Annotated in this window: 21 protein-coding genes and 1 pseudogene; 13 read left to right on the top strand and 9 right to left on the bottom strand. The window is 30.0% G+C overall.

The features are described 5' to 3' along the window. Positions 1-193 precede the first annotated feature (193 nt). On the top strand, positions 194-976 hold the full coding sequence (locus JVV30_RS06175) for a hypothetical protein (protein WP_204193672.1): 783 nt from the start codon (positions 194-196) through the stop codon (positions 974-976). A gap of 536 nt (positions 977-1512) precedes the next feature. Here the strand turns inward: JVV30_RS06175 and JVV30_RS06180 are convergent. Then, complete coding sequence (locus JVV30_RS06180; RefSeq protein ID WP_204193673.1) at positions 1513-3081, bottom strand: Vga family ABC-F type ribosomal protection protein; 1569 nt, start codon at positions 3079-3081, stop codon at positions 1513-1515. Between the two features lie 571 nt (positions 3082-3652). Next, positions 3653-6838 carry a CDP-glycerol glycerophosphotransferase family protein gene (locus tag JVV30_RS06185; protein WP_204193674.1) on the bottom strand — a complete coding sequence of 1062 codons (3186 nt, stop codon included), beginning with the start codon at positions 6836-6838 and terminating at the stop codon, positions 3653-3655. A gap of 126 nt (positions 6839-6964) precedes the next feature. Here JVV30_RS06185 and JVV30_RS06190 point away from each other — a divergent pair, with 126 nt between their 5' ends. Next, positions 6965-8380 (top strand): glycosyltransferase family 2 protein, encoded by a 1416-nt coding sequence (locus JVV30_RS06190; protein WP_204193675.1) that lies wholly within the window; start codon positions 6965-6967, stop codon positions 8378-8380. Positions 8381-8400: 20 nt separating this feature from the next. Further along, on the top strand, positions 8401-8589 hold the full coding sequence (locus JVV30_RS06195) for a hypothetical protein (RefSeq protein ID WP_204193676.1): 189 nt from the start codon (positions 8401-8403) through the stop codon (positions 8587-8589). 236 nt (positions 8590-8825) lie between these two features. On the opposite strand, the gene JVV30_RS06200 is transcribed toward JVV30_RS06195, so the two are convergent. After that, positions 8826-9317 carry a peptide-methionine (S)-S-oxide reductase gene (locus tag JVV30_RS06200; protein ID WP_204193678.1) on the bottom strand — a complete coding sequence of 164 codons (492 nt, stop codon included), beginning with the start codon at positions 9315-9317 and terminating at the stop codon, positions 8826-8828. A 142-nt stretch (positions 9318-9459) separates the two neighbouring features. On the opposite strand from JVV30_RS06200, the gene JVV30_RS06205 reads away from it, so the two are divergent. Further along, the gene (locus JVV30_RS06205) at positions 9460-10263 is read left to right on the top strand and encodes a Cof-type HAD-IIB family hydrolase (RefSeq protein ID WP_204193680.1); all 804 of its coding nucleotides are present in this window, start codon (positions 9460-9462) and stop codon (positions 10261-10263) included. 20 nt (positions 10264-10283) lie between these two features. Here the strand turns inward: JVV30_RS06205 and JVV30_RS06210 are convergent, their stop codons facing one another. Next, on the bottom strand, positions 10284-10853 hold the full coding sequence (locus JVV30_RS06210; protein WP_053030208.1) for a LysE family translocator: 570 nt from the start codon (positions 10851-10853) through the stop codon (positions 10284-10286). A gap of 109 nt (positions 10854-10962) precedes the next feature. Between JVV30_RS06210 and JVV30_RS06215 the strand changes: the two genes are divergently transcribed. Further along, positions 10963-11838 carry a LysR family transcriptional regulator gene (locus tag JVV30_RS06215; protein WP_204193682.1) on the top strand — a complete coding sequence of 292 codons (876 nt, stop codon included), beginning with the start codon at positions 10963-10965 and terminating at the stop codon, positions 11836-11838. Positions 11839-11963: 125 nt separating this feature from the next. Here JVV30_RS06215 and JVV30_RS06220 read toward each other — a convergent pair whose 3' ends face one another. The 3 genes from JVV30_RS06220 to JVV30_RS06230 all read right to left on the bottom strand — a co-directional run bounded on the left by JVV30_RS06220 (position 11964) and on the right by JVV30_RS06230 (position 14946). After that, positions 11964-12611, bottom strand: coding sequence for a TetR/AcrR family transcriptional regulator (locus JVV30_RS06220; protein WP_204193685.1), 648 nt, complete (start codon positions 12609-12611; stop codon positions 11964-11966). 16 nt (positions 12612-12627) lie between these two features. Beyond that, positions 12628-13281, bottom strand: a complete 654-nt coding sequence (locus tag JVV30_RS06225) for an HXXEE domain-containing protein (RefSeq protein WP_204193687.1) — start codon at positions 13279-13281, stop codon at positions 12628-12630. 408 nt (positions 13282-13689) lie between these two features. After that, positions 13690-14946 carry a YhgE/Pip domain-containing protein gene (locus JVV30_RS06230; RefSeq protein ID WP_204193689.1) on the bottom strand — a complete coding sequence of 419 codons (1257 nt, stop codon included), beginning with the start codon at positions 14944-14946 and terminating at the stop codon, positions 13690-13692. Positions 14947-15110: 164 nt separating this feature from the next. On the opposite strand from JVV30_RS06230, the gene JVV30_RS06235 reads away from it, so the two are divergent. From JVV30_RS06235 to JVV30_RS06245, 3 genes and pseudogenes are all read left to right on the top strand, one after another. Continuing rightward, on the top strand, positions 15111-15716 hold the full coding sequence (locus tag JVV30_RS06235; protein ID WP_053030203.1) for a TetR/AcrR family transcriptional regulator: 606 nt from the start codon (positions 15111-15113) through the stop codon (positions 15714-15716). A 123-nt stretch (positions 15717-15839) separates the two neighbouring features. After that, positions 15840-17090 carry an FAD-dependent monooxygenase gene (locus JVV30_RS06240; protein WP_204193692.1) on the top strand — a complete coding sequence of 417 codons (1251 nt, stop codon included), beginning with the start codon at positions 15840-15842 and terminating at the stop codon, positions 17088-17090. Positions 17091-17376: 286 nt separating this feature from the next. After that, a pseudogene (locus tag JVV30_RS06245) lies at positions 17377-17712 on the top strand (aldo/keto reductase); the annotation flags it as partial. Between the two features lie 67 nt (positions 17713-17779). Here the strand turns inward: JVV30_RS06245 and JVV30_RS06250 are convergent. Beyond that, positions 17780-18298 (bottom strand): hypothetical protein, encoded by a 519-nt coding sequence (locus JVV30_RS06250; protein WP_204193694.1) that lies wholly within the window; start codon positions 18296-18298, stop codon positions 17780-17782. Positions 18299-18507: 209 nt separating this feature from the next. On the opposite strand from JVV30_RS06250, the gene JVV30_RS06255 reads away from it, so the two are divergent. From JVV30_RS06255 to JVV30_RS06265, 3 genes are all read left to right on the top strand, one after another. After that, entirely contained in the window at positions 18508-19821 is a 1314-nt protein-coding gene (locus JVV30_RS06255; RefSeq protein ID WP_053030200.1) for a PrsW family glutamic-type intramembrane protease, read from the top strand. A 6-nt stretch (positions 19822-19827) separates the two neighbouring features. Then, positions 19828-20880: a zinc ribbon domain-containing protein gene (locus JVV30_RS06260; protein ID WP_204193696.1), complete on the top strand. Its 1053-nt coding sequence runs from the start codon at positions 19828-19830 to the stop codon at positions 20878-20880. A 415-nt stretch (positions 20881-21295) separates the two neighbouring features. Next, complete coding sequence (locus JVV30_RS06265) at positions 21296-21823, top strand: DUF3267 domain-containing protein (RefSeq protein WP_053030197.1); 528 nt, start codon at positions 21296-21298, stop codon at positions 21821-21823. A gap of 67 nt (positions 21824-21890) precedes the next feature. Here the strand turns inward: JVV30_RS06265 and JVV30_RS06270 are convergent, their stop codons facing one another. After that, entirely contained in the window at positions 21891-22769 is an 879-nt protein-coding gene (locus tag JVV30_RS06270; RefSeq protein WP_204193699.1) for a CobW family GTP-binding protein, read from the bottom strand. A gap of 277 nt (positions 22770-23046) precedes the next feature. On the opposite strand from JVV30_RS06270, the gene JVV30_RS06275 reads away from it, so the two are divergent. Then, entirely contained in the window at positions 23047-24036 is a 990-nt protein-coding gene (locus tag JVV30_RS06275) for a metal ABC transporter solute-binding protein, Zn/Mn family (protein ID WP_070855402.1), read from the top strand. A 158-nt stretch (positions 24037-24194) separates the two neighbouring features. Beyond that, a complete protein-coding gene (locus JVV30_RS06280) occupies positions 24195-24749 on the top strand; it encodes a TetR/AcrR family transcriptional regulator (protein ID WP_193838676.1) in 555 nt (184 codons plus the stop codon). The last annotated feature ends 9 nt before the right edge of the window (positions 24750-24758 follow it).

The raw sequence follows: 24758 nt of genomic DNA on the forward strand, positions 1-24758 counted from the left end.
GAATTATGTCCCAGCCTCTTTAATCTTAATTAAACTTCGCATCACTTATGATAACTCTCTGATTATCACACCCAAATTTAACTAAAAACCGCATCATCTACCGATAAGCAGAAGCGTACCACAAATAAAACTAAAAAATAGGTTGCGTAGTATATATTACGAAATAATTCTTTAGATAAAGGAGAAATTGTTAATGACTATGTTTCGTGAGGCATTAATATGGCTAGTACTTCTAGTATTTAATTTAATAAACACGTTCTTAGTGATTATAGGGAAAACACAATTATTTAAAGTTCCACTATGGAGTACGTGGCTATTATGGGGAATTATTACGATCATTATAATAGGTATTTTATTCTATAGAAAATATCTACAAAAAACGAATTCTCTAACTAATATAAATTACGATAATAATGAAAAGTTTAAAGACGGGGAGTTCTTTGTGCAAAACCCTTTATACATCATTGAGAATCAAAGTAATGTTATATACGGAAATGAAACAATGACTTATAAACCTGTTTTCAATAACACGCTACATAAACTAATGAGTATTTTTGGTGTTCAAACAAAATATAGTCTGCATATGACTTCTCATAATAATAATGTGAAAGTAATTCGGAAGAATGTTGTTGCTAATAGACACCAATATACGATCCATTTGAATAGTGAAGAAGTAGGCACACTCGAAATGAAAAAATTCTTCAAAAGCGGAGGAAAGCAACAGATTGCCTATATATTTAATTATAAATCTGAGGTATTTGATGTAAGTAACCCATTTTTTAGTAATGAAACTACAATCACATCGGAAAGTGAAACATTACTAACTGCAAAGCGCAGTTTTTTAGATATTTCAAAAAGTAAACGTACAAAAAAACGAGGAGAAAAGCACGATATAAAAATTCACAGTACTAGAGTTAAGAAAGAAATATTAATAGCAATATATTTACAATGCATTATAAATAAGCAAACACAGTAAATTGAATATAGTTGTGGTGTAAATTGAAAAGAATAATTATTTATTTATGCTTATCTAGTGATTAGCGAATAAAGATTTTAGTACAAATATATCCTATTAGCATAACTACTAAAAATGATAACAATGGTAAACAAACAAACCATATTGACATAAATATTACTCCCTATCCTAAATATATTTTTATATGAAAATTAGATATATGAATAAAAGTGATAAATAACCGTAACTACATTCTAACAAAAATAGTCAAGGATATAATAGTTTGTCGCTAATATATCAAAATTTATATGCAGATTTTAAAGGTAAGTTAAGCATCAAAAAGTGGTTACTCATATGAATTGTATAATCAGCTAGAATTCATGATGTATATATTTAAGTAAAGATAACAATTGGATGAATGGCAATTAGAATTTACAAATCAATTACAAGACTTTTGGCTTTTTATCCTTAGCGTCAATAAATGATTGTGTTTCTTTAAGATGATTTGGATTTTCACTATATAACCGGTTTTATGAAAGATAAAAAATTATAAGTGCTTAATCATCTATTTCTCTCTTTTTCCTTATTAAGTTTTGATATTCCTTTTCTAATTCTTCTGAGGGGTCGACACTTAACCGACTGAGTACTTCGGTAATTTTCATATCGATTAGAAGTTTGTCATTTTCTATTGTATCTTCAGCTGTTTTTCGTTTTTCTTTTAATTCATCATACGTTCCTTCAAATAGACTTATTTCTTTATTATGAATTGTAATGATTCGAGTAGCTATTTTATCTATAAATTTACGATCATGTGAAACAAAAATAACACTGCCTTCATACGCTTCTAATAAAGATTCAAATGCTTCAATAGCATTCGTATCTAGAAAGTTTGTTGGTTCATCTAGCACGAGTACATTAACATCACTTAAAAATACTTTAGTTAAAGCCAACTTTACACGTTCTCCACCACTTAAGACATTTGCAGATTTATGAACATCATCTTTGAAAAAATGCATTCTGGCTAAAACAGTTCGAATTAATGTTTCATTTTGACTAGAAGAAGATTGAACATTTTCTAAAATGGTTTTATCTAATTCTAATATGTCTAGATTTTGACTGAAGTAACCTATTTTTACAGATGAAGAAATAGTGACTCCTGATTGATTTTCAACAATTTTTTTAAGAAGCGTCGTTTTACCTACACCGTTAGAACCGGTAATTGCAAGCTTATCACCACCATAAATATTGAAACTAGTTGAATTCCACAGTAGACGATCTTTAATTGCACCCGAAAGATTTTCAATACGAAAAATAGTTCTATGTTTAAATGTATTCGAGTTTAATATATCCATTTTAATAGTGGGGAGTTCTATAGTCTTCTCTACCATATTTAGTTTATCGAGTCTAGTTTCTAAAGACTTTACTGTTTTTCTTAACTTCTTTTGTTTATTCGAGTAATACGTCTTTGCTCCTTTTATTCTTGCTTCAGATGAAGATAAGTGCTGAGGCTTTTTTGTAGCCTGTTGAGCTTTCATTTCTTTTAGTTTTATAGCTTCTTCTAATTGCTTTTTTTCGTTTTTATATTTTTCATATGCTAACTGTTCTTGACGATGTTCTACTTCTTTTTGTTGAAGATATTTACTATAGTTCCCTGAATATTGTATTATCTCGCCATTTCTAATTTCCCATATAGATGTACAAACATGATCAAGAAATTCACGATCATGTGATACGACAATAAAAGCCCCTTGCCAAGCATTCAATTGTTGCTCTAAATTTTCTATAGATTTTGTATCAAGATTAGTTGTAGGTTCATCAGCGAGTAACAATTCTGATTTCTTATCAAGAGACCTATAAATATACATCTGTGTTACTTCCCCACCACTATTTGTCGTATCGGTTTTTTTTAATTGAGGAATAAGTTCAGTTTTAGCAAATTGAGTTACAAAACCTTCTTCAGGTGTTAAATCTTGGTTCAATATATGAAGTAACGTTGTTTTTCCACTACCGTTCTCTCCAACTAATCCAATACGATCATTTTGATAAACATGTAGCTGCGCTATATTCAATAGCATACGGTCTCGAACATACTGTTTTATATTATGAGCATCTAGCAATATCTTCATAAAGCTTCATCTCCTTATTATTAATAAAAAATGTCTCCTATTCCATTCAGAATAGGAGACATACGTCTACGTAGGCATACTTTAAAAAGTCTTAAAGTTAAACTACATGTATATAATCCTATCCTGAAAATAACTTTAAAAGGCATTACAAATAAAGTACGCATGTGTAGTAAAAACCTTCATTGTCTTAGCTTCAAAATAGAATTATTTAATCATGTAATCTGTTCACCCTTTTCATTTAATTAAGTTAAGCGTATATGATAGCGTTGTGAAAGTCAAAAGTCACAATATAGTTATAGATACTATTTATATAATGTAGTATCTATATTAAAAACATTAGGTAAAAAACTCAAATCGCATCGTTAATCGATACGCAAAAGCGTTCAGAAACGATGCGGTTTATTATAAGTATTTCCCTACCAGTGAGTTTGATAAAAATCCCTCCAAAGTTTACATTTACTCAATGTTTATTTTGAAGGGAATAGATAGTCAAAGTTTATACTTGGAATTTAACTTTACAAAGTAATATTAAATTTTTAGCCTCTAATGTTACAATGATAAATCAGAAAATTTAATTAAAAAATTTATCAACTATTTTTTTGGCAGCTTCTCCTGTTTCATAAGTACAAAAACGTTTATAAAATTGATTGTATTTATCTTGGTATTCATGTTTTATATCATCTATATTTTTTATTGATTCGACTAAATTTTCATTATTTTTGATTAATGGTCCAGGTGCTTCTTTTTCGAAATTAAAATAGAAACCTCTTAATTGTTCTTTATAATATTCTAAGTCATATGTAAAAAACAATAAAGGTTTTCTGGTATTAGCGTAATCGAACATTACTGATGAATAGTCAGTAATACAAATATCAGAAATTAAATATAAATCACTAATCTCATTATAATTAGCCCCATTAACAACAAAATTTTCTAATGACTCGTCAATTTTTAGAGCATTACTGATGATAATATGAGGACGTATGATTAATATATATTCATTAGCAAAATTTTCCTTCATTTTTTGTAAATCTAGCTTTAAATCAATTGTATGTTTTTTAGCTCTATTAATCTCGTCGTCTCTGAAAGTAGGAGCGTATAATATAATTTTACGATTATCTTGTATTCCGAGTTTTTGTTTGATTATATTTCTTTTTTCCTCTAAATCAAATTCATTTGTACTATAAAATACATCATTTCTTGGATATCCAACTTCCAGTATCTCTTTTTTAAAAGAAAAAGCAGATTTAAAACAATTACTAGCATAAGGACTTGGAGAAATTAAATAATCCCAGTACTTGATAGCATGATTAACTCTATTTTTATATTTTTCATCTCTACCTTTAAAGACATCAACGTCATTTAACATCTTTTTAAGTGGTGTACCATGCCAAGTTTGAATATAAATTGTATTTTTGGATTTAGTGATATATGATGGGAAATTCTGATTATTTACCCAGTACTTTGCTCTAGATAAATAATAATAATATTCGGGAGATAATCTTTTAATTGTTATTACATTCTCATCATTAAATGGATATTGTTTATTTGAAACCCATACAATTTTATATTTATTATTATTGTGTTTTTTTAGTTCATCATAAATAAATTTTGGATTGTCACTTACAGATTTGCCAACGTTACTTTCAAATACAATCAAATCATCATTTACAGGCATAAACTTAGTTAGAGCACTGTTAAATTTAGACATTATTTTAAAGTAACGCTTATCTTTTCTAAACCTTTTAGCGATATGTTGAGACAAAATACTATTTTTTATTTTATTTCCAATTGTATTAGTACTTTTATAATTTAGTACCGCCTGGAAAATCCTATTTGAATTTTTTTCGTCTCTATATTCTATGAAGTGAGAGGCTTTACTTTTAATTTTATTACTTACGATATAGTTATTATTTGTTATTTGATCAAGTTCTTTTTCCAATTTTCTTTTCGAATTGACAATGGTACCTGGCAATTCTTTCTCTATATTTATATGAGATGGCTGCTTACCTAAAAATTTATCTTTATCAAATTGATAATAAATTACAGGTTTATCTAAAAAGCTGAAATCAAAAGCTACACTTGAATAGTCAGTAATCATTAATTTACTTTCCTTAATTAATTTCTGAACATCAACATCCCCCTGCTTAATGCTTGTGATATGTGGAGGAACATCGAAATAGTCAATAAATGGTTGCATATTAGGATGTAAACAAAAAATGATTTTAGTACCATTCTTACTAAGTTCTTTTAACTTTTGGCTACGAAGTAAGTCATTCATTCTTTCAAGATATTCTGATTCTTTCAATTGTTCTAGATTTGTTAACCAATCTCTCCAGGTTGGAATAATTAATATTTGATTTTTAATAATTGTATTTGGATTAAATAACTCATCGAAGCGTGACAACCCAGTCACTTTCACTTGATTGTCATCAAACTTCAAATCTTTAACTACAATCTCTTTTTCTCTATAAGAACTTGTTATAAATATATCTACATTAAAGTCCTTTAATTGATTACCATTAATGTTTGTTAGGTTTTTAGTACCTAAAACGCCATGTTGTAAAAATACTTTGGTTGCTCGTATTTTACGAGTATAAATTTCACTATTAGTCGGGTATATTAATTCGGGATGATGTGTCGTGCATATATAATTTGCTTTCATCATAATATCGAAGTGTTCAGGTGATTTATAAAATATAACATTACCAAAAGGTAGAACGTTTTTGGCTTCTTTGGAATCTTCTTCAATTATATAGTATGCTGGTATTTCTGGATGGTAGGTTCTCATGTATTTAAAAAAGTGATATCCATTATCCTGTGCTTTATAAGATTTTTCACCTATAACCCAGATTTTATTATTATTATTTTTAAATATATTTCCTAAATTTAGTTTTTGTATGCTTTTTAAATAAGACAAATAACTATCTACACTATATCTGTTAATTCTAAAGGATAGATTTCTTCCTTTCATAGTTAAATACGGGGTAATAGACACTATTTCATTTTGGAAATCCGTTATAATTTCTCCTTTAAGAAGCCACTCAGTCATTACTCTTGGATTACCAAGTTTGATTTGCATTGAATTTAGTGACTCTTGTACTTTAATGTCTAAGTAAATATCTATAACATCACCATTATCAAAAGGATGTTTAATAAAGCTTATTAATTCATTATAAATATCTAAAGAGAAATCATATTTTGATGTATTTTTACTGCTATTAACGTATTTTGGGTTTAACTTAACTCGCTTTTCTTTTTCTGTAAATCTAGTTTTAATTAAAATATTACAAGATTCTAATTGGGAATTTAAAAGCGAGAATTGCCCTTCTATTAGAGCTTTATGATTATTTATTTTAATATTATCAATATGTCTTCTAGAGAAATAAATTTTGATAGGATTATATTCATTTAGTGATAAATGAAGGTATCCATTTCTTGTTATATATGGATGTATAAGTACTTGTTGGCTATTAATTTCACTCAGATTATAAACTTCTGATTTGTTATCATTTACTTTTAAATTTTTTTGAGTAATTAAAATAGGTCCTTGTTCTTCTATAACGATATATATTTTACTAGTTTTATACTTTTTAAAACGAGATGCCACTTCTTTTAAGTCGATTTTAAATTCTTTATTTTCACTTTCATATGTAATAGAATCAAATTCATTTTTTACATAGATTTTGGATATATTATTTTCAATGTCTTCAAAAATTATATGTAGTATTGAGCCTTCTTGATTTATAGTTTGCAAAATTTTACCTCCACTTTATTTACAATTAACATCAATTTTAATAATATTTAAGTTATAATATTAATTAATATAAAATAGTATATTACATATTAAACAAAAAGTTAAAATATAGGGGACTAAAATTTAATGAAACCTTACTTTTCAATTATCGTGACTACATTTAATAATTCTAAAACAATTAGAAAAACATTAGATTCAGTGGTAAATCAAACATTGAATGATGACAATTATGAAATTATCGTTGTAGATGATAAATCTACAGATCACACAATGGATATAATAAATACTTATAATAACGAAAATATTAAAGTGTATCAGTTAAACCAAAATAGTGGTGGACCATCTAAACCTAGAAACGAAGGGATTGCTCAAAGTAATGGAAAATATATATATTTTTTAGATGGGGATGATTGGCTTGATGTAGATTTATTAGAAGCAATTTCATTAAACTACTTAAAATTGGATAGTGATATTATAATTAGTAAAGTTATAAAAGATAAAGATGGCTTTCAAACTATACATGCTAAATTCATGACTATAAATGAGCATCACAATGTTACTGGTAATGACATACCATACTTATATTATTATTTGGGTCCAGGTGGAAAGTTCATCAAAAGAGAATTAATTATTAAAAATGATATTTTATTTCCAAATAATTTACATTTTGGTGAGGACAAAATGTTTTTCATGGAAATTTTTTCTAAAGCTCGTTCAATTACTACAGTTCCCACGATTTCAACTTATGTAAATAGATCTGTAGACAATACTTCATTAGTGAGGAAATCTGATTTTGTTACTAAGCGACATAGCGATTTCGTACTATTTAAAAGTGTTTTAAATATTAACGATATTAAATTTAAGAAGAAGTTTTTAGTACGTATTTTAGAATATGATTTACTAAACAACTGTAATTCGAATGTCTTTTTAAAGTTAGGACAGGATGAAAAAGAAGAAGTTTTTAAAGTAATTCGAAAGATATTTACACATGAGATAATAACTGAAGAAATTATTGATTTACTAGATAAAAAATATAATGATGCTATATTAGCTATATATAATAATGATTTAGAAAAATTTATTCAATTCTTTAATTGGTATAGAAAAGGAATTAAAATTATATCTAGCAGAGACTCTAATTTATATTATTATGTAGATCCCAATAACAACTTTGAAACAATAGTCCCTTTTTGTAACATTAAAAATTTGCAAGTCAGTAAAGACATTGTATATCTGCAAATAGATATACATAATATAAAACAAAATCAAGTTGCTAGTATTCTATTTGAAAGTAGGACGCACTTTAAGAAATCAGAATATATCAAAAGATTTTTCTTTAATAAAAATATTTTAACAATTAGTATTAATAAGTCTTTTTTTAATAATTTAGATAATGGTATCTACAATGTATTAGTGGTTTATGACTCTTATAAACCCTTAAATATAAAATACGGCTATACAAAAAAAGTAGAATTAACTAATAAAAAAATTACTTTTTATCCAACAATCAATGGAAATCTATCGGTGAAAGTTGAAAACTAATTTTATAGGAGGATATTTACATGAAAAAAATACTATTAATTTTAAATTTTTTAATAGTCACTTTTGCTTATTTGAGAAATAAAAAAATAAAAGATAAGTATCAACTGAATTTAAATGATATTGAATCTGAAGAAGATTTGTTAGATATAAATGGAATGTATAAGGATAAAGATGGAAATATTCATTTTAAAGAAGAGGTATATGAATAACCATTATATATTCAGTAAAATTATTAACTATATTATTTTATTCATATAAGTTAAGTAGTCAATTTAAGTGCAACAACTCAGGTTTTCTCAATACTAATTGCTACATCTAGTATGATTAAGAGACATCTATTATCGAAAAATATCGATAAGTAAGTTTAGTTGGTATAAAGTACGCTTAGGTACAGATAATTGTATCTAAGCGTATTTGTATATGTGATAATTTGAGTTTATGATATCTACAATGATTTACTTTCAGTATTTTTATATTTATATACTAAACTTTTAGGTAGGTGACAGTAATCGTCAGGGTAGCGTTCTAATCGATTTTGATGCATTTCAGCACTTTTAACGTAATTAGTGAGCGGTAAGACTTCGGTCGCTATAAGATAATGATCTTCAATCGCATCAATAAAGGCTTGTGCTTCTTTAAGGTGTTTAGGATCTTCACTATATAAACCAGTTCTATATTTTAAACCAATATCTTGACCTTGTTGATGAACGCTATAAGGATCTATGATTTCGAATAAATAGCCCATTAAGTCAGTAACTGATACTTTGTCAGGATCAAATTCTGTTTTAACAGCTTCTACGTAACCATCGTATTCTCCATCTAAAGTATTCGTAATGCCGTTTGCTCTTCCACTAGTCGTATTGATAACGCCAGGCAGTGTGCGAATATATGCTTCTACGCCGTATAAACAACCTCCAGCTAAATAAACGGTTTCCATAAGTTTCACTCCTTTAATTGATAATCTTTCTCATTTAAAATAATAACGAATTAGATTTGTTTATTCAAATCAGAAGGGGTATGATTGCGTCAAAAGCATGTTGATATTTTAGGGAAATATAGTAAATAAATGGGGGATTACAATGTTTAAGCTAGTCGTTACTGATATGGATGGGACGTTTTTAAATTCAGAGAGTAGTTTCAATCGTGAGAAGTTTCAAAGTTTACTATTGGAATTAAAGGATAAGGGCATTCGCTTTGCTTTTTGCACGGGAAAGCAAAATGAACGCGTGGATGCGATTGTGGGAGATTTGACGCAAGATGTGTTTATCATTGGGGATAGCGCATCTCGAATTAAAATCAATGATATAAACATTTATGCGAAGACATTTAGTAATCAACTTGGCCTACAGTTAATCAAGCGCATTAAGCACATTGATGCGCATTTAGTAATGATTGTTTGTACTGAAGGTATGGCTTATGCGGAAAATCATATTTCCGAAAAAGAGAGACACATGGTTCTAGGTTCATATGAGAAAGTAACTTTTGTGGAAGACTTAAATACGATAGATCAAGATATGCTGAAAATTACGATTTTTGACATACAAGGTCAGTGCTTTGAACATGTTAAAGGTTTAAACAAATATGAGGATGATCTCTATATCGTTGCTGCAGAAGAGAATTGGATAGACATTACACACAAAGATGTCGATAAAGGAAAAACGATTCGCTTTCTACAACAATTATTAAATATCAGTAGCGAACAAACCATTGTATTTGGCGATGGCCTAAACGATATCACCTTATTTGAAAATGCACGATATAAAGTTGCAATGGACAATGCTTATCCAGAACTAAAACGTAATGCTAATTTGATTGCTATTAATAATGATAGAGACGGCGTCATCGAAACTTTGAATACATTACTTGGAAATGAAGATAAGTAATTACTTTATGGCGAATTATTTTAAAAGAATATTGAAATAGCTGAATATAAAAGTAATAATGCCATGATGATATTAAAAGAAGTTTGATGTTTGTTTAACCAGTCATTAAATACACTACCGGCAAATGCCCAAACTAAGAGACAAGCCCAACCTATGAATACACTGATCATTAAATAGATTAGAATTGATGTTGAACCAGTGACTGACGGTATGATAAACGCACCAATCAACGTAATAAAAAATAATAATGACTTCATGTTTAATACTTGAAGAATAAAACCACTTTTAAAGCTGTGATAGGCATTGGAAGTGGTTCCTTTATTAGTGGAAGTTAAAATTTTATAAGCTAGATAAATTAAATACACAAATCCTAAGAATTTAAGGGGTGTCTCGATATAAGTAATCCACTGGCTAAATAGAAGTATGGCAATGTAGGACACTAAGCCTAGAAAAGCAAATCCAGAAAGAATACCTGTTATAAAAGACTTACCGCCACGTAATCCATATATTCTTGTCGTGTTCATCATAAATAAATTGCTTGGACCAGGTGTGATTGAAGTTACAAAGACATAGATTAAGAAAGAAAACACATTATTCGCCTACCTTTTCTGTGCTATTATAGTAAGGATATGTATATAAGTAAAATTAATGTTAATAATAGATGAATTAATATAAGTAATACATAGGGGAGGTTACATCATGGAAATGAGACAAGTAAAAATTATTAAGACGTTATTAGAAACAGGGAGCTATACTAAGACGGCTGAATTACTGAATTACACGCAATCCAATGTGACTCAGCAAGTTCAACTATTAGAAAAAACGTTAAACCAAAAGTTGTTTGATTATAATCATAAACAATTACTTCCGACACCATTTCTAAAGGATATCCTACCGATGATTAATCAAATTTATGATGCATCGCAACGGATTAAACAAGTGTCTGAGCATAATAATTTGATGCGTACGATAAGAATAGCAGCACCTGAATCATTAATGCTGACGGGGTTGAGTGAAGTGATTAAAAATATCATTCATCATTATCCTCATATCGATATTAATCTTCAAAATAATAGTTGCAGTATGAATCATCAAAAATTACTTGAGGATGAAGTGGATATAGCTTTTGTCTTAAATGACGGCGTACATCATGACAAATTAAATGCCACATTGATTTGTGAAGAGGATATTGTCGTCGTTGCGCATGCAGAGGCGCCAGACCATTTTGATGAATTGTTAAAGCAGAAGCAATACAATCATTTTGTGATTAATGAAAAAGGATCAGTATATCGAAACATGTTTGAACAAATTGTGCGAGATTACCAATTAGATATCCATAAAACAACAGAGTTATGGAGTATTGGCGTCATTAAATCATTGTTATTAGATAATATTGGATTTTCATTTTTACCTTACCGTACAGTGAAACAGGAGGTAGAATCTCAACAATTAAAAGTCATCGAAACAGCATTTTCTATCAAAACGTTAGGGTCATATATACTGACAAACCCCTATCCTTGGAACAAAGATATAAATCAACATATTATTGATGAGGTAAATAAAACTCATGATTAAGAAGATGTTGTCTGCTTAATCATGAGGCTAGTTAAATAAGAAAAACTGTATCTTCATCAAACAAAAAAATTAGCTGTGACTGATACACCAAGTATATATTTCACAGATTAATTAAACACTATAGTTTAATTTTCTTCAGATTTTAATGCTCTGTATATTTGCGAAACTAACTGTTCTTGTTGATTATCTTTAACATTAAATAGAAATGTTTGTGTGAAATTAAACAGTAATTGTCCCATAAAAATTCTTAGTAAAGAATTGTAATTTATATCAAATGCCAGTTCTTGAGTATTATGGAAGATTTCAAAAATTTTAGATGCATTGTCGTCATGATTGTTTTCTAAATAATTTATTAAATTATTTCTAATTTCAGCGTCAATTAAAATTTGGCTTAAAATGATTGTTATGACATCTTTATTTTGTTCTAAAAACTGAGTACGATCATTTACAACGAGATGTACTAAAGTTTTTAAATCATAATTTTCTTTCTTCACTATTCGATTAGCGAATATATTTTCATAAGACGGAAGACAATGTTCAAAAATTGGAGTAATTATAGCCAGTAATAGACCGCGTTTATTTTTAAAATATTTAAATATCGTCGCTTCACTTACACCGGCATTTTTTGCTATTTCGGCAGTGCTTACAGCGTTAAATCCAAATTTAGAAAATAAGTTAATACTTGAAATTAATACCTTTTGTTTTCCTGGAGTAATTTTTTCATTCTTTAAAATGAGTTCTAGGTCAATTTTGATATCATTCGTATAATCCATAAATTTCTCCTATTGATTATGATTTTCTTTGAGCAAAAGTGGTCACTTTTTTAAATTGTTTAATTTGCCAATCTGAAATGACATATTTGGCATTTCTATTTTTTAATGTTTGGACAGGTAAAATAATAGTGACTACTAAAATTATGAAGAAAGTTATAATAGCAGCAATCCATGTATAAATATTTATTAAGTGTTCATTGTATATATAAATAATATAATAAATGCTTATAGGTGCAAACAGAGAAACACTTGTAAACAATCCCGGATTGTACCATGTATTTAAAGCTTTATTCATTGATATACCATGTCCTAATACCTGCATTATATTAAATATCATTGTGGCTAATCCAAGCCAAATAAATTGAGGGAAAATAATTGCTAATACATAAAATAAATAAGCGCTAATGTTCACTATGCAGATTGATAAAGTATTACCAGGATAATGGTCGAAGTCTTCATCTTCTTTATAAGTTGCTTTATTAATAACAGGTGAACCGCCACCTGGGAAAACATATTCTTCAAATTGATGAATAGATAATGCCATCAAACTATACATTAGAATAATTTGAATTGAACTTAGTTTTGCATGGCCATAAAATCCCATGAAAAATGATAACCCCACGAAAATAAAAATTGTAAAGTAATACCAGTAATTTCGAATAAAATTCATAATGTTTACACCTCTTTGGTAAGTGATTACTTACTCACTATAATGAGATAATATTTTTTTGTCAATAATAATGGATTGATTACGAAATATATTAAAAGTACTAATAGTAAAAAAAAGAAAACTACAATCATATGATACATACATATGATACATAAACAATAATATATAAAGGGTGGAACAGAATTCATTTAGAATTCGTCATCCCACCCTAACTTGTTTTACTTGTAAAATTTTTTGGAAATCTCTCATGTTATTATCTCGCTTACAAAAGTGATTACAACTAAGAAAAGCTTGATTTAAGAGAATGCCTAGTATAGTCAGTTGTTGCGAATTTCAACGTAGTCTTATAATATATTTTTTGCTTCATACAGACTCTATTAATAAAACTAAATTTACTCAATTACCATGTTAACTAGCTTTTTTTACATAAACGGCAGAAATTAGTGATACTAAACCAAATATTATAAATGCAATAAACATCCATATTGTGCCGTTCATAGTTAAGCCAGAGTTAGTATATAGTAACTCTTTTAAAGTATTTACATAGTGATAGAATGGGCTCCATGGTAAAATCCAATCTTGATAGAATTTTGGCAACATGACTTTAGGCAACATCACTGCTTGAATTGTGAAGAACAGATATAAAATAAATATTGGAATAGCACCAAAGCCTATCCATACCATTAATCCTAGTATGAGTAGTGCAAATCCTAATATTGCAATTGCTATGAATAATGCTGTATCTAATGGGTGATTAAAATCAAAGTTCAATACTCCACCTGTGTAGTAGACATAGACAAATGCACCAGCGAAAGCAGCTATTGTTACTGATAAGATAACTTTACTTGTAAACCATAATTTATCTTTATGTGATGTTAATTTTTCTCTGTTTTTAAAGGCAAAGAATGATAGCACTGCGGTAATCATTGCTGCAAACCATATTGGTGTAAACATTGCTGAAGCACCATTTCCATTACCTTGGTGATCTTTAACTTCATTTAAAGTTGTTGTTTTAACTTCGACAGGATTCACAAATTGATTAAATTGCTTACTTGGTAAATCTATTTGATTTTTTGCTAATAACTCAACATTTTGCTTACTTATCTGATGATTAAGATTCTCTGTAATTTTACTTAATGCTTGTTGAGCAATGTTTGATACTTGAGCATGACTACCTTGATTAATGATGGTTTCTATGTGAGCTTGTTTTGGTTTTGGTATTTCTTGATCACCATTACCCGTTTTTTCTTGCATTGCTTTAATTTGTTGTGGTGACAGTTCACCAGATTTGATTTTTTCTTTAACCTCATGTTGTTTTTCAGTCATAATTTTACTTTGAGCATTACTAATAGCATTTTTAGAAAAGTCTTTCTCGAAGACGATAGCGCCAATATATTTATTATCTTTTAGTCCTTGCTTAAGGTCTTTCTCATTTTTCACGGACTCCCAATTTAACGTTTTATTATCACTTTTCTTCAAATTATCTGCTAGATTCTTACCGATGTTGGTTGAATTACCTTGAACTTCAATACCTTTATCTTTATTTAATATTGCCATTGGTACATCCTTTGGCTTCGGGTTGTATGCAGGATAAAAAGCTGTCGCTAAAATCATTAATATTAATACGATTGCAATGGGGATGAACCACACTAATTTCTTTTTCATAAAAATTTCTCTCCTTATAAAACAACACCATGTTGTTTATCATTCTATTTGTTATTATAATAGGCAGATAAGGATATTCAATAATCAATAACTTTAAATGTGAATGTTAAACAACAATATAATCTGAAATGTTGTCATTATTTAATAAATAAGGAGTGATTTTTATGGATCGTAGAGTAAAACGAACGATTACAAGTATTGAGAAGGGCTTTATTCAACTTTTAAAAACATATAGTTTAGAAGAAATAACGATTCAACAGATTGCGGATGAAGCGGATATTAATAGGGCTACATTTTATAAATACTATCTAGATAAATACGATTTATTGAACCATTTAGAAGATAAAGAAATTGAACGTATGAAAGCAAATATTGATTATGATAGATTAGCTAATCAACAAATTAATGAGTTTAGTGATTTAAATAAGATTATCAATAATGTACCAAATAGCATCATTAAGATTGTTTTAAATAATATTGAATTATATGAAGTATTATTTAATCTAAAAAGGCAAAGTAAATTAGAAGAAAAATTAGCAGATACGATTTCACAAAACTTATTAATTGCTTTAAATAATAAAATGACCATCAATCATATACCTTTTAGATATTTTCACAGTTACATTTCTGGAGCTATCATCACTACAATTAAATATTGGGTATTAGATTCAGAAAGAATTCCAGAAGAAGAAATCATGCATCATCTATATACACTCATGAGCACAGGTCCATTAGAACAATTAGTCATAGAACTATCAAAAAAATCTTAGGATTGTTTGTGCTTTTGGCAACATTTTTTATTCTTTTGTTACTAAACATACAGATTGATGGTTTTTGATTATTGTATAACAGGTTACTCGTAAATATTATTAGACACACAGGGGGAATGTAACATGTCTAATAATGTTTCAAATAACAAAACAAATAACGCAAGTAAAAAAGTATTAATTGTAGGTTTAGGTATTAGTGGTATTTCTTCAGCAATAGCTTTAAAAAAAGCAGGATGGGATCCTGTCATCATTGAGAAAGCCTCAGAACGGCGTAAAGGTGGCTATTTCTTGGCGCTATTTGGACTTGGTAGATATGCTGCTCAAGATTTAGGAGCACTTCAATTCTTACATGATAGACGTAGTTCTACTTCTGTTAATTTTTCAATAGATAGAAATGGTATAACAGGTTATACGCTTGGATTTGCTGATATTCCGAGATCTTTTGCTCCGTGGATGATGTTGCGTGGCGATATTGAGAACGCTGTCTATAAAGCGTTGCCAAATGATATCGAAATAATTTATGATACAGTGCCAGATGCTATTTGGCAAAATTCATCTGAAGTAAGAGTGACTACTAAAAATCTTAAAACTAATATGAAATCTGAAAGTTCTTATGATCTTGTTATAGGTGCTGATGGGGTATTTTCTAAAGTAAGAGAATTAGCATTTGGTCCACATGAACAATATATTAAAGAATTAGATTATATGATTTGTGCGTATCAACTAACTGAAAACCCACCTGATTTAAAAATAGATCAAGGCGTTATTTTGCATGAAGTTAATAAATCATTTACTATATTTACGTTTAAAGATCATCCAGCAACCATATTATTTACGTATAAAGCGGATAATCCACAAGCGGAAAGAAAAAAAGATCCACGTGAAAGAATTAGAGAAGTATTTGGTAAACCTTATGGTAAATATATGGAATTTGCGTTGGAGCAATTAGATCAAGCTGATAACGTCATATTTAGCACAACTGACCAAGTAAAAATGCCATCATGGCATCGAGGTCGTGTCGTACTAGTCGGTGACTCAGCATGGTGTCCAACACTTTATTCAGGAATGGGCGCAACATTAGGACTGGGTGGTGCTAATCTATTAGGTAAAGCATTGCAAAAACACTCAGATAATATAGAGTATGCGTTAAATGAATGGGAAAATATATTAAGACCTAAAGTTAAACAATTTCAAAAGCAAGGTGCGACAACAGGCAGAAGAAATTTTGTATCTATAAATGATAAAGAAGTACAAAAAAGAGAGAACAGTATTAAATTAAGAAGAACATTAATGAAAAGTAATCTGTTGGGTAATTTATTAAAGTATACACCATCCATAAAAGCCCGAAATGCAGATCTTACAAAAGAACTTTAGTATATATAAGGACCAATACTTAAATAGCGAAGCAATTTACGATGGTAAATACGCTTTGCTATTTTTGTTTTTTATATCAGAAATTAATTCCGAAAGCTGTTTCATTTTAATAGGTCGAGTAATTATTGTAATAAAAACAGCATCATTAATCAGAAGGTTTATTAAGTAGTTGCAGCCTACATTTAACCAACAAACAAATTCATATCAATATTTTTAAATTTATTGCTTGCTATAGAGTTAACGCCATAGTTTATAGTGAGATTATCAAATTTAGGGAGTTAAAATAATGGAAACTTTAAAAATAGAAAATGACGTTGAAATTCCAGTGTTAGGCTTTGGTGTGTATCAAATTCCTCAAGAAGAAACTAAAGAAGCGGTTGAAAATGCAATTAAAGTTGACTATAGACATATCGATACTGCGTAAAGTTATCAAAATGAAACAGAAGTTGGAGAAGGTATCAAAGCTTCTGGTATTGATAGAACAGAACTATTTATTACGACAAAAGTTTGGATAAAAAATGTGAATTATGAAGATACACTAAAATCGGTAGAACGTTCACTTCAAAGACTTGATATGGATGATATAGATTTAGTACTTATTCATCAACCTTACAATAAAGTAAAAAGGGGCAGGGAACTAATGTGAGTATTGCATCACATTAGTTCCCTGCCTTTAATTTTAATGGTTATTATTCTACATCTTCATCATCATTACCAATACCATCATGAGCTGCTGACATACCTGGTCCACCGACGTCGCCTCTAGGGTTATTTGGATTATATCCAATTCCTTCTTGTTCCGCTTTAGATAAATGATCTAGTTCTTGTTGACTCATCTTATATCCTTGATGTTCTATAGATGTTGAAGTGCCTGAATTTGGTTGGGCTACACTTCCTTGTTGTGCTTGTGTTGCGTTAGTATTTGATACTACTCCAGTAGATGCGCTTTGAGCGTTGGTAGTTTGTTCAGTAGTATCGTTCACATTTGATTCATTGATGTTTGTTTGCATCGTTTCATCATCTTGTTTTTCTTCTTTTTTCTGTTCTTTTTTAGATTTATTATCATTGTTCTGATTTTTATTTGCACTATGTGCTTTTGTATTATCGTTAGTTAAGATATCTTTACCAAAGCTCACTCCGAATACAACTAGCCCAATTAGAATAACGGATAGAATTGAAATAATTAATATGTTAATAATTTTTTGCATATAATACTCCTTATTTTGAAAATAATAAGTTAATTTTACCTTTTAATTAAATATTTGACTACTGTAATTAAAAAATATTTCAATATAGTAACGCCTATTAATTATATATTATAAATATTTTGAAATTCTTTAAAAACAAATAGTATTTTGATGAAAAATAAATTAAAATATTTGTATTAATAATAATCAAAAATAAGGAGTGCAACTAAATGGAATGTTTAGCTTGTGGTGGTAATGTTAATCGTGATGATAAATTCTGCCAGCATTGTGGTCATGATTTAATGACTGATAATTTGAAAGCCATGGACCAAGAGGATATCTTAACGCCTTTAACGTGTCCTACTTGTCATCAAATGGTAGATGAGAGTGACAAGTTCTGTACTAATTGTGGCTATGATTTAACAAATACGGATAAACAGACAATGCAAGGGGCTTATATTCATAACAATCAACAAGTCGAAATGACAGAAAATATGAATTTAGCATATGAGGCAAAGAATTTATTTAATAATACAACGAAATCAATTGGTAGAATTGCCGGTAATGAAGAAGTGTTGAGTTTAAATTTAAAAGATATGTTTTCAGAAGTATTCAAATCTCATGCTAAGCATGAATCTGATGACATTTTTATTGCTGGTACGAGAAATACGACACCACACATTAAAGATGTATCACAAGAATGGGCTAAGCCATGGGTCTTTTCACGTGTGTTTTTAGCTTTAGGTATCACTTTTATGGTCTTATTAATTTTAGTTAATACATTTGCGAATACGAATGCGTTACCTGGATTGATCTTTATAGGTGCACTCATTGTTCCTATTTCAGGTCTGATATTTTTCTATGAATCTAATGCGTTTCAGAATATTAGTTTCTTTGAAGTGTTGAAAATGTTTTTCATAGGTGGGGTGTTCTCGCTACTAAGTACGATTATTTTGTATCATTTTGTCTCTTTTAGTGATGAATTAGAAACTTATGGAATCATGACGATTACTGACGCGTTCTTAATAGGATTAGTTGAAGAACTTGGTAAAGCCATTATAGTTATCTTATTTATTAACTATCTTAAAACAAACAAGATACTAAATGGTCTATTGATTGGTGCTTCTATAGGCGCAGGTTTTGCTGTATTTGAAACAGCAGGGTATATCTTGAATTATGGGATTTTGAGTACTGGTACGCCAGATTTGACTGAAATTATGGATATTACTATTTTAAGAGGTTGGTCAGCAATTGGTGGCCATTTAGTATGGGCGGCTATTATTGGTGCGGCAGCAGTTATTGTTAAAGATGCGCGTCATTTTACCTGGGCTAATATTTTAGATAAACGTTTTCTATTTTTCTTTTTTGTATCTGTAATTCTCCATTGTATTTGGGATACAGATATAACAGTTTTAGGTAGTAGTAATTTGAAAATGATTTTCCTAATCATTATTGCATGGATTTTTGTATTTATATTAATGAAATCTGGGCTTAATCAAGTAAACCAAATTCAAAATGATTATCTAGAAATGGAAGGAAGATAGTGCTAAATGAGATACTGTACAAATTGTGGACACAAAATCAATGACAATCAATCATTTTGTAATAACTGTGGGACTAAGCTACATGATGCTCAAAGCAATCAACAAAGCAATCAACAAAGTGATCAACCGAACAATCAACATGACAATCAATCAAGTAATCAACATAGCCATCAACCAAATAACCAATACAGTAATCACAATAGAATTGCCAGAAATAGAGAAGCAAATGATCGATACGCATATCATTATCAAGATAATAGCCAACATAAGCGTTCTGGGTTTGGAAGCGTGTTATTAGCCATACTTGCAGTCGTTATTTTAGGTTTACTCGTATATGGTCTTTATTTTGCTTATCATCAATTTACTGGTCATAACAGTTCTGACGATACGACACAAAGTCAAAGTTCAAATACTTCAGATAGTAGTTCTGAAGGCGCGCAAATTGATATTTTTAGTGATGCATTTGACCAAGCCTATACGAAAGCACCTTCTAAAGACGGCTATGCAGAAATATACAACGGTATGAGTCGCTCAGGTGTTGAAACGAAATACGGACAATCGAATGGCACAGTCTATTTACAAGGTAGTACATATGAAAAGTATGGAGATATAGCTGTTTTATATGATGAACACGATGATGTGAGCCAAGTCATTATCACACCAAGTAATATAACGGAAGACGACTACATTGAACATTACGGTGAAGCTGACGATAGAGAAGGCAATACGCTCATTTATGATACTTACAAAGATAATGATTTTAGTGTCTTAGTAACAATTAAAGATGGCATGGTATTAGCTATAGAGAATGTCGATCAATTACCAAGTAATAATTCAGATGATAGCGATAGTGATGAAGTATCAAGTACAAGTGAAGCAAGAGCCATTGCGAATGATGTGTTAGATAGTAGTGATTGGATACACTCAGTCGATGAAGGTGAATTCAGTTATAGAGTTAATTATGGTAAAGAAAATGAAGATAAAGCCCATCGTGCAATCATCGTAGAAAAAAGTGATGGTAGCACCTCTGAATGGCATGGCGGAGAATGGGATTATTAGGACAATATAAAAAATAAGGGGATAGGTAGCTGAAAGAAAATATTCAAAAACGATTTGTCAAAACGACAATTAAGACAGTCATTGCTTGCCAAGGCATGATTGCGGTAGGCATACTTACACATACTCTAGGTGATAATCAGCAGAAAGCTTTTGCGGCTGAGCGTAAAATAAACAATCAACAAGCGACGCCAACAGAAACCATTTAACAAAATCAATGGCATGGTAAAGCTCAAAATAACGTTAATAAGACTACTGGCAGTCTAAATAATGTTGAAAATAAGCAACAAACATATACCAATGTAAACACTGCACAACAAAAGTAAAATAAATCAAAAAATGAAACAACGATGCATTGTGAAATTCACGAAATCATATTACGATTGTAGTAACAAAACTTTCAAAAGGGGCGCTATCTTTGGAAGAAATTAATTTGTTAGAAGATAAACAATTGGCGAATAAGCTAGCTATATATTCTTATATTAGCTTTGTCGTTTTTGGTATCATTTTTTATATTATTATGAAGTTTTCGGATGCACCTAAATTTTTTGATTCTTTGTTAGTTAATGCATTATTCGTGATTATTCTTATTGTACTAATGTTTGTTATTCATGAGTGTATTCACGGCGTATGTTTCAAACTATTTTCTCCTAAGAATAAAGTCTACTTCGGTGCAGCTAACGGTATGATTTATTGTGCGATACCAGGCGGGACATTTACACCGCTCACATTTTTAATTAGTAGTATCGCACCGTTTGTCATTATCACAATGCTATTTATAGTGACGTTATTTTTAGGGTGGTTTCCACGGGGGCTCTTTTTCTTCTTTGCCACATTTCATGCAGGATGTTGCGCTGGTGATTTCTATTGGGTTTGGAAAATGATTAAAGCTCCGAAAGATGCAACCATTGAAACAACGGATAAAGGCATTATTATCCATTCATAATTAAGATATGTTTAATAAATTTTTTAAAAGCATCCAACATTAAATGACCTGTTGGGTGCTTTTAGTTTTATAATACCAACTCTATATCATCTAACTGCTTGCCAATGACTACCAAATATAAAGGGACGTCTGATTTAAATTGGACGGGTGTTAATTCCATCTCTCCTTCAGCATACTGAACTAGATGTATCAATTCATGATCTGTAAAACGAACAAATCCTTTCACACGGTAAACTTGTTGTGGGAGTTTGGTTAATCTTTCAATTAACGCTGCTTTCGTTTGTGAGAGAGGTGGTTCTATCAACTGATGATTGATTGCGTGATGTAGTGTACCACTTTGTTTAACATCTAAATGTTTCACGTTTAACAATGTATTTAAAGATAATTCGCCCCATTGTCCTACTTGTATATTTGCCTCTCCATTAATAACCTCCAGGTGTCTTAATAGATGAGCAATCTGTTCGACATCAGCGATATCAATCTTATTCACAAATAATGTAGAACAATGACTTAACTGTTCATAGAATAACGCTTGTATATCTCTAGGGTATGTTTCCAATTGCGCATATAGATTCGCATCAATAATACCAAGCATGCTTCTTATTGTAGTGATTGGTGCTAAGACAGGTGTCAAACAGGCATCGACAACAGCCAATGGTTCTGCCACACCACTGCATTCAATGAATACTAGATCTGGTTGATGTGCTAAATATAATTCGTGTAGTTGTTGAGATACGTCGGACTTCATAGCGCAGCATATGCAGCCTTCCACAATTTCGCTTATAGGGATAGCGGGATGGATGAGTTGACTATCGACGCTCATTTTTCCGAATTCATTTATAATTAATGCGGTTTTTAAGTTATGATTCAAGGCGTCTGTAATCAGATGATTTAATGTCGTTGTCTTGCCACTGCCTAAGAAGCCCCCAACAATAATAATCTCCATAATAAACTCCTAACTATGAATGAGACGAGTGATGTCATTCATGATTTTAAATAACGATTATGATACAGGAAATAGGTTCAATTTTTTAAATCGTAATAATTACTATTTAAAAAGTATATCGAAACATATAATCATTTTCAAAATAAAATGTATAGATAAAGATAGATTAAACCTATTTCTATTGTCAGAGTTTTAAGATTTTAAAAATTAGCATTGACAATTACACCATTTAATGTGAATAATAAAACGTAACGATTTTGATTTAGGAGATGTGTACATGTTTAAGAAGAGTATTATTTTATTATTCGTGGCTGTTTTAACGTTATCACTTGCAGCATGTGGCAAAGGCGATAGTGAAAAGTCATCTGATCATAAAGGTAAATTAGAAGTTAAGACGACAGTTTATCCATTAAAATCATTTGCACAACAAATCGGTGGTAAATATGTTGATGTTGAATCAGTTTATCCAAACGGAGTAGACCCACATACATATGACCCAAGTCAAAAACAAATGGTTGATATCGGCAAATCAGATTTATTCGTATACACAGGTGACAATTTAGACCCTGTAGCTAAGAAGATTGCCAAAGCAATTAATGACAAAGATAAAACATTATCTTTAGAAGCGGCATTAGACAAAAATAGTGACTTATTAAAAGGTGAAGAACACGAACATGAGCATGAACATGGTGAAGAACATGACCATGACCATGGCGAAGAGCACGAACATCATCACCATGGTAAATATGACCCACATATTTGGTTAGATCCTGTCATTAGCCAAAAATTTGCTAAAGAAATTAAAGATGAATTAGTTAAGAAAGATAGTGAACATAAAGATTACTATGAAGATAACTATAAAAAATTAGTTAAAGACTTAAAAGGCATCGATAAAGATATGAAACAAGCAGTTAAAGGTAATGAAGGTAAAACAGTTTATATCTCACATGATTCTATCGGTTACTTAGCAGATAGATACAATTTCAAACAAGAAGGTATTCAAAATATGAATGCTGAAGAACCTAGCCAAAAAGATTTAACAAACATTGTTAAACAAATTAAAGAAGATAAAGTCAAATATATCTTAGCTGAAGAAAATGTATCGAACAAAGTTGCAGAGACAGTGAGAAAAGAAACAGATGCAGAAACAATCAAATTCTACAATATGGGCTCACATACGAAACAACAAGATGACGACAAAAATACGTATCAATCATTTATGAAAGAGAACGTTAAAGCGATTGAAAAAGCCCTTAAAAATGAATAATACCATTTAAAATACAAGGTGACAGACCTTCGTGTATAGATCTCATGACAAGCGTCATGAGGTCTTTTTTATAAATTAGAAAACTTCTTTTGACAGAAGAAAATATCTCTGATACTTTAAGGTAGAACGACTATTCTATTTTTAAATGAGTGATAATGATGTCGAAGAAGAAAAAAGATTTATTAGAAGTTGCCGAGCGACTGTTTTATGAATATGGATTCAATGGTGTAGGTTTAAAGCAAATTATACAGGAAGCCAACGTAGCAACGATGACTTTATATAATCATTTTGAATCAAAAGAGCATCTTGTTGAAGAAGTATTAAAACAGCGTGAAGAACGCTATTGGCAGTATTTAGATAGTTATGTAAGTAATCATCCAGAACAACCCTTTATTAGTGCGGTCAAAGCACATTGTAAATGGTTGAAAGATTACTCGTATATGGGTGATTTATTTCTACGTGCGATAGAAGATTATGCAGATACAGATAATAACATTGAAGAAATCGCAAGAGGACATAAAAAGCGATTATTAGAATATTTAGAACAACTAGCTATAAGTAGTGGATTGAAGAATGCGCATGATCTTGCGAGTCGATATACGTTGCTTATGGAAGGAGCGACGTCAATGACGACACTTATCGGTGTTGAAGAAGCATCTAGTCATGCCTTATATATCGCACAGTTATTTATAGAGGAAGCTGTCGCAGAGTAAATCTGCAAC

This window comes from Staphylococcus sp. GDY8P47P, assembly GCF_016892225.1.
GTDB lineage: Bacteria > Bacillota > Bacilli > Staphylococcales > Staphylococcaceae > Staphylococcus > Staphylococcus borealis.

Coding starts and splice junctions, on each gene's coding strand:
- JVV30_RS06255 (WP_053030200.1), top strand. CDS start 18,508: ATGGAATGTTTAGCTTGTGGTGGTAATGTTAATCGTGATGATAAATTC.
- JVV30_RS06180 (WP_204193673.1), bottom strand. CDS start 3,081: ATGAAGATATTGCTAGATGCTCATAATATAAAACAGTATGTTCGAGAC.
- JVV30_RS06250 (WP_204193694.1), bottom strand. CDS start 18,298: ATGCAAAAAATTATTAACATATTAATTATTTCAATTCTATCCGTTATT.
- JVV30_RS06225 (WP_204193687.1), bottom strand. CDS start 13,281: ATGAATTTTATTCGAAATTACTGGTATTACTTTACAATTTTTATTTTC.
- JVV30_RS06235 (WP_053030203.1), top strand. CDS start 15,111: ATGGATCGTAGAGTAAAACGAACGATTACAAGTATTGAGAAGGGCTTT.
- JVV30_RS06280 (WP_193838676.1), top strand. CDS start 24,195: ATGTCGAAGAAGAAAAAAGATTTATTAGAAGTTGCCGAGCGACTGTTT.
- JVV30_RS06195 (WP_204193676.1), top strand. CDS start 8,401: ATGAAAAAAATACTATTAATTTTAAATTTTTTAATAGTCACTTTTGCT.
- JVV30_RS06230 (WP_204193689.1), bottom strand. CDS start 14,946: ATGAAAAAGAAATTAGTGTGGTTCATCCCCATTGCAATCGTATTAATA.
- JVV30_RS06220 (WP_204193685.1), bottom strand. CDS start 12,611: ATGGATTATACGAATGATATCAAAATTGACCTAGAACTCATTTTAAAG.
- JVV30_RS06260 (WP_204193696.1), top strand. CDS start 19,828: ATGAGATACTGTACAAATTGTGGACACAAAATCAATGACAATCAATCA.
- JVV30_RS06240 (WP_204193692.1), top strand. CDS start 15,840: ATGTCTAATAATGTTTCAAATAACAAAACAAATAACGCAAGTAAAAAA.
- JVV30_RS06200 (WP_204193678.1), bottom strand. CDS start 9,317: ATGGAAACCGTTTATTTAGCTGGAGGTTGTTTATACGGCGTAGAAGCA.
- JVV30_RS06275 (WP_070855402.1), top strand. CDS start 23,047: ATGTTTAAGAAGAGTATTATTTTATTATTCGTGGCTGTTTTAACGTTA.
- JVV30_RS06205 (WP_204193680.1), top strand. CDS start 9,460: ATGTTTAAGCTAGTCGTTACTGATATGGATGGGACGTTTTTAAATTCA.
- JVV30_RS06190 (WP_204193675.1), top strand. CDS start 6,965: ATGAAACCTTACTTTTCAATTATCGTGACTACATTTAATAATTCTAAA.
- JVV30_RS06175 (WP_204193672.1), top strand. CDS start 194: ATGACTATGTTTCGTGAGGCATTAATATGGCTAGTACTTCTAGTATTT.
- JVV30_RS06215 (WP_204193682.1), top strand. CDS start 10,963: ATGGAAATGAGACAAGTAAAAATTATTAAGACGTTATTAGAAACAGGG.
- JVV30_RS06270 (WP_204193699.1), bottom strand. CDS start 22,769: ATGGAGATTATTATTGTTGGGGGCTTCTTAGGCAGTGGCAAGACAACG.